Source organism: Blastomonas sp. CCH1-A6, from assembly GCF_001556365.1.
In the GTDB taxonomy this organism is placed as follows: domain Bacteria; phylum Pseudomonadota; class Alphaproteobacteria; order Sphingomonadales; family Sphingomonadaceae; genus Blastomonas; species Blastomonas ursincola.
Genome location: NZ_LSIS01000147.1, coordinates 1 through 5,858 on the forward strand (window position 1 = coordinate 1; position 5,858 = coordinate 5,858).

The following is a 5,858-nucleotide window of genomic DNA, read 5'->3' on the forward strand; positions in this document are numbered from 1 at the left end:
TTATGGGGGTGGGTGGTAGGGGTGGGGTGATATGGCGATAACTGCGTCCGTATGTTGGCTGTAAGGTGGGGGCGATAAGCAGGCTGTGAAAAAATATCACAGGATATCAGATGATGCCCGGTAACGTTGGAGGCGCAAGGCCCGGTGCTGGTCGCCCCAAGGGCGCTCCGAATAAGGCAGGCCGCGAGCTGCGCGAGCTGGCGCAGCAGTACACCGAGACTGCACTGGCAGCGCTGGTCAAGATCGCCAAGACGGGAGAGAGCGAGTCCGCGCGCGTGTCCGCTGCGACGGCGCTGCTGGACCGCGGCTATGGCCGTCCGGCGCAGGCGATCGAACATAGCGGGCCGGATGGCGAGGCAATTCAGATCGGGAAGGCAACCGCCGATGCAGCAGATTTCACCAGCGCAATTTCTCGCCTCGCTGCCCGAGGTGGAACGCCAGCAGGCGCTCAGCCAGTTGACGATGGAAGCGCGGGCAGCGCTGAAATGGCATTGGCCATTCTGGGCGCGTCCAAATCAGCTGCCCCCAACGGGTGACTGGGCGACCTGGCTAATTTTGGCGGGGCGCGGCTTTGGTAAGACTCGGGCCGGTGCGGAGTGGATCCGCGCCATGGCATGCGGCGACACCCCGATGTCTGCAGGCCGTGCCGGGCGCATCGCGATCGTGGCGGAAACGGCAGCCGACGCCCGCGACGTGCTGGTGGAAGGCGATAGTGGAATCATGTCAGTGCACCCGCCGGAGGTCCGGCCGCATTATGAGCCGTCAAAGCGCCGCCTGACTTGGCCCAATGGTGCCGTGGCGACCCTCTACAATGCGACCGAGCCTGACCAGCTGCGCGGGCCGCAGCATGACGCGGCTTGGTGCGATGAGCTCGCCAAGTGGCAGCATGCGCGCGACACATGGGACCAGCTGCAATTCGGGCTGCGCATCGGCGATCGCCCGCGCGTGACGGTAACGACGACACCCCGCCCGATTCCTATCATCCGCGAGCTGCTGTCTGCCCGCGATACTGTCGCGGTGCGCGGCAGCACCATGGACAATGCTGGCAACCTTGCCGCGCCGTTTTTGGCCAAGATGCTCGACAAGTACGAGGGCACCCGGCTGGGCAGGCAGGAATTGAATGCCGAGATCCTCGACGACGTGCCAGGCGCGCTCTGGACGCGCGACATGCTCGAGGCGAACCGCGTCAAGCAGATGCCGGAAATGAAGCGTGTCATTGTCGCGGTCGATCCAAGCGGCACCGCTGGAGGCGGCGAAGGTGGGGACGACGTGGGCATCGTCATCGTCGGCAAGGGTGTTGACGGGCGTGGCTATGTGTTAGCCGACTGGACATGCAACCTGTCGCCTGCTGGTTGGTCACGGCGCGCGGTCGAGGCCTATCATGCATTCAAGGCCGATCGCATCGTCGCAGAGCGCAACTTTGGCGGGGCCATGGTGGAGGCGACAATCCTGACCGCTGATCAATCTGTACCGGTCAAGCTGGTGACCGCCAGCAGGGGTAAGGTCGCGCGTGCCGAGCCGGTCGCTGCGCTCTATGAGCAAGGCAGAATCAGCCACGTTGGCATGCACGCCAGCCTCGAGGATCAAATGGTACTATTCACGCCCGAAGGCTATGCAGGGGAGGGAAGCCCCGACCGCGCCGATGCACTGGTCTGGGGCTTGTCCGAGGCGATGCTGAACGGCAGCAGCGCCTATAACCTGACCGCCCTAGCCAGCTGATTGGGCAGAAATGTCAGAGCCACAGTGGCGGCATTTGATTGCCTCCAATTTCACCAGTTCGGCGCAGTAAGGGCATTTGCGGCCCGTACCCTCAGAGACAGCCTTTTGTTCGATACCCTTAGCGTTTGATGCCAAGGTGAAGGCTATCAGGACGCCAAGCGGACCGAGCACGAAACCTAGAATAAAGCCTTTGCCAGAGCTGCGGCCTTTGTTCGAAGCGATATTGGCTGATGCGATGCCACAAAGCAGCCAAACAATAATGGCAATTTCCATTTTTCCCCCAATTTGGTTTCAATTGTTGATTCTGCTTATTGGTTATATCGTTCTACCGATAGGCAGCAAGGCGGGCGAGCGGCGATAGATGTCGTTCCAATCCTATTTGGGGATACACAGGGCACGCAAATCTGGGATAGGCCGCGCTCGTTCTCAATCCGCCCCTAAATTCGTCCATCAATTTGCACGTAACGAGGGCCTGTCCCGGCCGATATCGATCAGGCCATGCACGATGGCTATGAGCATGGCTATTCGACCAGATCCCCGAACCTCGCCAGCCGCAGGCCGATGCCTGCTGATTTCTGGGAAACCTATGTCCGCATAGGCTGGGCAGATATCCGCGACCACTACGGCACTCACACCCGCGTCATTCGCCGCTGGATAAGGGAGGCCGGGTACCCCGAGCTCGCTGCAGCCCGCACCGCCTATCTGAAAGCCAAGCGCGATCGGGAGCGACCAGAGCGCGAGCGCAGGGCTCGCTTGGCAAAGCTGGCGCGGCAGTTCCATGACTGGTGACACCCGCATCGCGTGAAATCTCTCAATGCATAAATACCTCAGCAGCCTGACGCTGCCCAAACTACGGAGGTATGACATGCTCGAGCTATTAGCGCTCATCACATTGCTGATCGTCTTGATCCGATCACTATAACCAAAGCGGGGCCCGTTCATCGGTTGCCCCGCCGCGCCGAAAATACGGGCAAAATATGGCGGCACCGTCCGTAATGGCGAGCCGCGCCCCTGTCATCCTGTCCGCAGTCAACCGCCCCGCGATAGCCGGGCAATGGAGAACTGCAGATGACGATCTACACGACCACCCTTGAGGATGAGGAAAAGCGCCGCCGCATGTTGAAGCCTGGCGAGCGCGTCACTTTCGACATGGCATTCCTTGATAGCGGCACGCCCAGCGGCGTTGCTGTCGTGACCGAAGCCCAGCGAATTGCCGATCGCAGCCGGATGCTGGCCGCGGCTCGATATGAGCAGGCAGTTTATGACGCCAACAAAACGGCACTCAACAGTTGGCGCGGCGGCAACCATGCCGCGCAGCATGAGACGCGAGCTCGTGATGCCAAGTGTGCCCGCGAAACGCTCGATGCGCTTCGCATGGCCCGATACTCGTAAGGGGCGCGCAGGACATGGCTAAATCGTTGCAAGAGCGCATTGCTACCGCAAAGTCCCCCCGAGCTCGCGTTCCCGATAATGAAACGCTGCTGATCGAGATGAGGGCAGAGGTCGAGCGGCTCACGTTGGCACGTGACGCTGCGGTAGATCAATCCACCGATTTTGCCTTAGACGATGATGACCGCGACCAGGCCGCAGCCAAATCGGCCCGTTTGGACCGCACCATCAAAGCTTTGGAAATCGAGATTGGCGAGGTGTTGGAAGCCACCGACGCCCGCAAAATCGATGAAGCCCGCAAGGCCGCTGACGCTGAAAGGTCGGCCGCACTGGCTGAGCGCAATGCCATCGCCGCAAAGTTCGCCGATCGCGTGCCTGCACTCACTGCTGAGCTGATCGAGCTTTTCAAGCTGGTGCAGGCGAATGAGGATCGAATGCGTTGTGCAGGTGTAGCCGAGGCCAACGCCGAGATGCACGCTCGCGGCATCCCCGCCCATGGGCATATCCAGATGATGCGCGCACCCCAGTTCATCAAGATGAACATCCCCGGCTTTGATTACCTGGAACTCGCTTGGCCGATCAACGCCGAGCGGTTGCATCGCACCTATGCCTGAATTGCCCGGCCGCGCGCTGCGCCGCCAACTGGAGAATTGATATGGCCAAGCCACTGGACGCCCGAATTGCATCTGCACTGTCGCAGGATGCCCGCGCCGCCACCGTTGCCGATCTGATCGATGAGCTTGCCGCGCAGATCGATGCCACCAAGGCCGAACACGACCGGCTCGACGCAATCAGCAAGAGCGCGACCGCATCCGAGGATGAGGCAGAGGCCGCAGCCGATGAGGTGACGAAGCTGGCGCGCCGCATGGTGCGCCTCGAGGCCAAGCGCGAGCAGTTGAGGGCAAGGCATGCCGATCTGCTAGCCAGCGACCGGCGCAAGGCCGCGACCGATCGCCACACCGCGGCCAAGGCACGCCGCGATGAGTTGGTGGCCGATCTGCGCCGGGAGGTGCCCGGCCTGCTGGATAAGCTGGTGGAATTTCTCGTTCGCATCGAAGCGAGCGAGGCCGAATGTCAGGGGTTGGGCAACCCCGGCTATGGACTGGAGATGCTGGAATCGGCCGAGGCGCTGGCGCGGGGTTGCGCCAGCCATTGGCGGAACGGTTTTGGCAGCCCAATCACGCGCTTGACGCAGATGCGGATTCCCGAATTCGACGCATCGACCGGCGCGCGCAACCTCTGGCCAGTGCCTCACAATCCTATGGCCTCAGTGCAGCAGGCCGAGGCTGCCGAGCGGCAGCGTCGCCACCTCGAGCAAGAGCGCCGTCTTGCCGAAACCAAGACCTATCGCATTACCCCGCCTGAGACCCCGGGCTTTCAAGCCATTGTCGAAACGCAGACCGGCAAAAAGCGCGTGACGTCGAGCTCGCTGATCGCGCGCATGACACCTGCCCAGGCTGGTGCCGCGCGCACCGCTGGCCTGGCTGTCGAGCCTGCACCCGATGGCCAGACCATTGGCATGCCGCAGAGCGGGGCTTTCCTGTCGTGACCGTTCATTCCCCTTTCGCAGCGCCGTTCTCCACGCTGCTGTCGTGCCTGGGCGCTGGGGTGCGCCGCAGCCCCTTGGCGTCCGGGCACGGCGCTTTCCGTCCCTGCAATGGTGTCGAGCCCATTGCAGCGCTGGGGCGACGGATGGGTTCTCCCTTTTCCCGTCCGTCGCCCCGCACCCCCAACCATCCGATCCTCGGCCGAATGAACGCGGGAGGTCGCTGAAATGTCGAAGGTTCTCAAGATCGCAGCCACTGTCGTGGCGGTGGCTGGTATCATCGTTGCAACGGGTGGCGCGGCATCGTTCGGCCTCGCTGGCGCCTTGAGCACCACAATCGCTGGTACTGCTATCAGCGCGGGCGCGTTGCTGACAGTTGCGCATGCCATTTTCGGCCGGGCTTGCTTGCTGGTCGGGGAGGCGCTGGCATGACCCTGATTACAGGCTTCAAGCGTGGTCGCAATGTCGTCATCGCCCAGGACGCTGCCTTTGTCAGCGGTGTTACCGGCAAGATGGAGGGCATCGGCTCCAAGACCATCGGCTTTGCTAGCGTGCCTGCTGTCATCGGGTTTACCGGGGAAGTACCGACGCCCCAGGGCGTGACGTACTTTGCCGATCGGGCTAACCGGCTGCTGAGGCATGATTGCAAGCTGCGCGATCTGTTGAGCGCGATTCCCGATATTGCGGGTGACGCGATCGCGTGTCGCCTGACCATTGGCGTATGGGACCGGGCGCAGCGCGAGGCGCGGCTATTCACCTATGCCAACAGGGAGTCGCTGGCAGTGCCCGGCTTGCGCGCTGGCGACCTGGTGGAAGCCGAAATGCTGCTGGGCGTGTCCTATGAACCTGCCGAGGTGTTGGGCGAGGGGTTCGACCTGGCGCTTACCGATGCGCAGCTGATTGATCTGTTTGAGGCGCAGCGCCAGCGGCCGGTAATCCCTGCCGATCAAGCGGGCGCGCCGTATCATGGCGTTGGCGTGCTGCTGACCTGCCTCACTGTCGGCAAGCGCAATATCTCAGAACGGGCGATCTGGCGCTGGCACGACCGCCTTGGCGAGCCGATCCGCCCGACCCGCGGCGAGCCGTTCGATATCCGCACCGCTACCCCTATGGAGATGGCGCATGCCTGAGCTAGATCCGATCGTAATTCAGCTGCGCGCCGAGATGGGGCGCTACCGGGCCGAGCTCAAATCCGCGACCGCGC

9 protein-coding genes are annotated in these 5,858 nt (G+C 62.5%); 8 read left to right on the forward strand and 1 reads right to left on the reverse strand.

Annotated elements, in window-relative coordinates; all coding sequences use genetic code 11:
• Positions 1-110 precede the first annotated feature (110 nt).
• A complete protein-coding gene (locus AX735_RS26255) occupies positions 111-536 on the forward strand; it encodes a hypothetical protein (RefSeq protein WP_231750032.1) in 426 nt (141 codons plus the stop codon).
• Positions 430-1,719: a DNA-packaging protein gene (locus AX735_RS05860; protein ID WP_446471789.1), complete on the forward strand. Its 1,290-nt coding sequence runs from the start codon at positions 430-432 to the stop codon at positions 1,717-1,719. The genes AX735_RS26255 and AX735_RS05860 overlap by 107 nt, the downstream gene beginning before the upstream one ends.
• On the opposite strand, the gene AX735_RS24115 is transcribed toward AX735_RS05860, so the two are convergent.
• On the reverse strand, positions 1,708-1,992 hold the full coding sequence (locus tag AX735_RS24115) for a zinc ribbon domain-containing protein (protein WP_082750952.1): 285 nt from the start codon (positions 1,990-1,992) through the stop codon (positions 1,708-1,710). The genes AX735_RS05860 and AX735_RS24115 overlap by 12 nt on opposite strands.
• A 225-nt stretch (positions 1,993-2,217) precedes the next feature.
• Here AX735_RS24115 and AX735_RS05865 point away from each other — a divergent pair, with 225 nt between their 5' ends.
• The 6 genes from AX735_RS05865 (at position 2,218) to AX735_RS05890 (ending at position 5,784) form a co-directional block, all read left to right on the forward strand.
• The gene (locus AX735_RS05865) at positions 2,218-2,508 is read left to right on the forward strand and encodes a hypothetical protein (protein ID WP_066277129.1); all 291 of its coding nucleotides are present in this window, start codon (positions 2,218-2,220) and stop codon (positions 2,506-2,508) included.
• A 279-nt stretch (positions 2,509-2,787) separates the two neighbouring features.
• On the forward strand, positions 2,788-3,111 hold the full coding sequence (locus AX735_RS05870; RefSeq protein WP_066277136.1) for a hypothetical protein: 324 nt from the start codon (positions 2,788-2,790) through the stop codon (positions 3,109-3,111).
• A 14-nt stretch (positions 3,112-3,125) separates the two neighbouring features.
• Complete coding sequence (locus AX735_RS05875) at positions 3,126-3,722, forward strand: hypothetical protein (protein ID WP_156447434.1); 597 nt, start codon at positions 3,126-3,128, stop codon at positions 3,720-3,722.
• Positions 3,723-3,763: 41 nt separating this feature from the next.
• Positions 3,764-4,657: a hypothetical protein gene (locus AX735_RS05880; protein WP_066277143.1), complete on the forward strand. Its 894-nt coding sequence runs from the start codon at positions 3,764-3,766 to the stop codon at positions 4,655-4,657.
• A gap of 225 nt (positions 4,658-4,882) precedes the next feature.
• Entirely contained in the window at positions 4,883-5,086 is a 204-nt protein-coding gene (locus tag AX735_RS05885; protein WP_066277145.1) for a hypothetical protein, read from the forward strand.
• The gene (locus tag AX735_RS05890; protein ID WP_066277151.1) at positions 5,083-5,784 is read left to right on the forward strand and encodes a hypothetical protein; all 702 of its coding nucleotides are present in this window, start codon (positions 5,083-5,085) and stop codon (positions 5,782-5,784) included. The genes AX735_RS05885 and AX735_RS05890 overlap by 4 nt, the downstream gene beginning before the upstream one ends.
• Positions 5,785-5,858: the final 74 nt, after the last annotated feature.